This is a genomic window from Mesorhizobium sp. (assembly GCF_005063415.1).
Classification (GTDB): domain Bacteria; phylum Pseudomonadota; class Alphaproteobacteria; order Rhizobiales; family Rhizobiaceae; genus Mesorhizobium.
The window spans coordinates 1-3,440 of the sequence record NZ_SUEG01000268.1 but is presented as its reverse complement, the minus strand read 5'-3'; the positions used below and the strand labels follow the sequence as shown (position 1 = coordinate 3,440).

General features: G+C 66.5%; 2 protein-coding genes. Both read left to right on the top strand.

What is annotated here, in order from left to right:
* A partial coding sequence (gene addB / locus E5W70_RS31440; RefSeq protein ID WP_292665152.1) for a double-strand break repair protein AddB occupies nucleotides 1-1,459 on the top strand: 1,459 nt, incomplete at its 5' end.
* Nucleotides 1,456-3,440, top strand: a 1,985-nt coding sequence (gene addA, locus E5W70_RS31435; RefSeq protein WP_292665150.1) for a double-strand break repair helicase AddA, incomplete at its 3' end; no start/stop codon positions are given. The genes addB and addA, both read left to right, overlap by 4 nt.

Sequence of the window (3,440 nt, the reverse complement as noted above, 5' to 3'; positions counted from 1 at the left end):
CCGCGCCGCCGACGGCAGCCTGAACGAACTCTATGCCGGCGATGCCGGCGAAAAGCTCGCCGAGCTCTTGCGCGGGCTGGTCGCGGCCTCGGTGTCGTTCTCCTTCGCCGCTGACGAATGGCCTGACGTGATGGAGGCGCTGATCGCGCCCGAGACGGTCAAGCCGGCGCAGGGCACCGACAGGAACATCGCCATCTGGGGTGTGCTGGAAGCGCGGCTTCAGGACGTCGATACGCTGGTCGTCGGCGGGCTCAACGAAGGCGTGTGGCCGCGCAAGCCGGAGAGTGACCGCTTCATGTCGCGGCTGATGAAGACCGGCATCGATCTTGAACCGCCGGAGCGGCGCATCGGCCTTGCCGCCCATGATTTCCAGATGGCCATGGGCGCCAAAAAAGTGGTGCTGGCTCGCTCCGCCCGTTCCGGCGACGCTCCGTCGGTGCCGTCGCGCTGGCTGCAGCGTATCCTTACCTTCGTCGGCGAGGACCATTCTGCGGCACTTCGCCGGCGCGGCGACGAACTGCTTGCCTGGGCGCGTGCGCTCGATGCCGGCGAAAAGCAGGACTTTGCGCCGCGACCGCAGCCGAAACCGCCGCTCGCCGCACGGCCGCACCACTTCTCGGTCACCGAGATCGAAACACTACGTCGCGATCCCTATGCGGTCTATGCCAGAAGGATACTCGGCCTGATGCCGCTCGATCCGGTCATTCGCGATCCGGGCGCCGCCGAGCGCGGCACGCTGTTTCACGCCATTCTGCACCTCTTCTCGGCGAGGGTGGCCGACCCGCGCGCGCCGGAAGCGCTGGACGGGCTCATTGCCGCCGGCCGGTCCTGCTTCGCCGAGGCGGCCCTGCCCGCCGATGTCGAGGCGGTGTGGTGGCCGCGCTTCGAAAAGCTTGCCGCCGGCATCATCGAATGGGAGCGCGGCCGGGCCGCAGCCGTGGCACGGCGGCACGCCGAGGAACGCGCCGAAAAGACCGGTGTCGGCCGATCCGGCGTGACCCTGTCCGGCTATGCCGATCGCATCGATCTGCTGGCCGGCGGCATGGCCGACATCCTCGACTACAAGACCGGCTCCTCGCCATCCAAGGCACAGGCGCACACGCTGCTCGCGCCGCAACTGGCGCTGGAGGGCGCGCTGCTTAGGCGCGGCGCTTTCAAGGAGCTTGGCGCATGCGAGCCGTCGCAACTGGCCTTCGTGCGGCTGAAGCCGAATGGCGAGGTGTTCGAGGAATCGATCCTCGAATACAACCGCAAGCCGCGAACCGCCGCCGATCTCGCCGAAGAAGCGTGGGCGCGGCTGGAAAAACTGCTGATTCACTACGCCGACCCGGCGACCGGCTATCTGTCGCGGGCGTTGCCGTTCCGCGAGGGTGAGACCGACGGCGACTACGACCATCTCGCCCGCGTGCTCGAATGGTCCGCCGGCGGCGACGCCGATGACGAGGGAGGGGAGGCGTGAAGAAGGCCTATCCCATTCCGAGCGACACCGCCGCCAGCCAGGCGAGTGCCTCCGACCCGCGAAATTCCGCCTGGGTGTCGGCCAACGCCGGATCGGGCAAGACCCATGTGCTCGCCCAGCGCGTCATCCGGCTTTTGCTGCGCGGCACCGATCCGTCCAAGATCCTGTGCCTGACCTATACGCGTGCCGCCGCCGCCAACATGTCGAACCGGGTGTTTTCGACCCTGTCGCAATGGACGGCCCTGGGCGATGCCGAGCTCTCGACACGGATAGAGGCGCTGGACGGCCGCCAGCCCGACCGCGAAACCATGCGCCGGGCGCGGCGGTTGTTTGCCGAGGCGCTGGAAACACCGGGCGGGCTGAAGATCCAGACCATCCACGCCTTCTGCGAATCGGTGCTGCATCAGTTCCCGCTGGAAGCCAATATCCCGGCGCATTTCGAACTGCTTGATCCACAAATGGAGGCTTCGCTGTTTGCCGCCGCCCGCCGCGACATGATTTCGGGCGGCGTTGCAGGCGATGCGGCATTGGCCGAGGCCTTTGCCACCGTGCTGGAGCGCGGCGGCGAACATGGGCTCGACGCGTTGCTGGCCGAAATCGTGCGCAAGCGTGACGGCTTGCGCGCCTTCATCGCCGCGGCCGGCGGCCATGGTTTTCAGGCGCTGTTCGATGAGTTTCAGTTTCGCGCCGGCCAGACCGCCGAAGGCATAGCCGCCTCGGTCTGGCCGCTGCCCGGCTTCCTGCCGGATTATCTCGTCACTTTTTCACGGGCGGCTGAGGCCGCTGATGCGCGCATCGTGCTGAACAATCTGCTACCATACGCCCGTCTTGCCTTCGCCGAGGAGGATCCGGTCCGTCGCCTGAATTTGCTCTCCAAGGCTTTCCTGAGGGCCGACGGCGAGCCGTACGATCCGGCAAAGACGTTTAAAAGGGCATTGCTTGACCGGCTGCCCGATCTTGCCGAACGTTATCTGGCGGCGGTCGCCGCCATTCTCGAAATCTCCGATCGCCTGGCCTTGTTCAGGATGCTGGAAGGCACGCGTGCTGCGCTGACCATCGCCGACTGGCTGATCGCCCGCTACGAGCAATTGAAGCGCGCCCGCGGCTTCCTCGACTTCAACGACCTGATCACCCGTACGGTCAACCTTTTGGCACGGCCCGATGCCGGCCCTTGGGTGCAGTTTAAGCTCGACCAAGGCATCGACCACATCCTGCTCGACGAGGCGCAGGACACCAGTCCCGACCAGTGGGAGGTGGTCAAGCGGCTGGCAGAGGAGTTCTTTGCCGGGCTCGGCGCACGCGACGCCGTCCACCGCACCATCTTTGCGGTCGGCGACGAAAAGCAGTCGATCTATTCCTTCCAGGGAGCCGCCCCGGATTCCTTTGCCGACAGCCGGCTTTTGTTTGCCGGCAAAGTTAGATCGGCCGACGCCGCCTTCGCCGATCTCAAGCTGACCTGGTCGTTTCGCTCGACCGACGACGTGCTTGCGGCGGTGGATCGTGTCTTTGCCGACCCGAACGTGCGGCGCGGCATCAGCCACGATCCCGATCCACTCGACCACAAGGCGATCCGTACCGATGCGCCGGGTTATGTCGAGGTCTGGCCGTCGATCGGCGCCGACGTCGTCGACGAACCAGACGATTGGACCCAAGCGGTCGACCATGCCCACGCGCCGGCAGTCCGCGTCGCTGAAAACGTCGCCGCAACCATTGCCGGCTGGATTGGCAGCGGCGAGGTCATCGAAGGCCGCGGCAAGAAACTCCGCCCCGGCGACGTGCTGGTGCTGGTGCGCAAACGCGATCGCTTCGTCCATGCGCTGACGCGGGCGCTGAAGCGCCGCGACATTCCGGTGGCCGGCGCCGACCGGCTCAGCCTGCCCGGCCACATCGGGGTGAAAGACCTGATCGCACTCGGCCATTTTCTCATCCAGCCCGAGGACGATCTGTCGCTCGCCGCCGTGCTGCGCAGCCCGATCTTCGA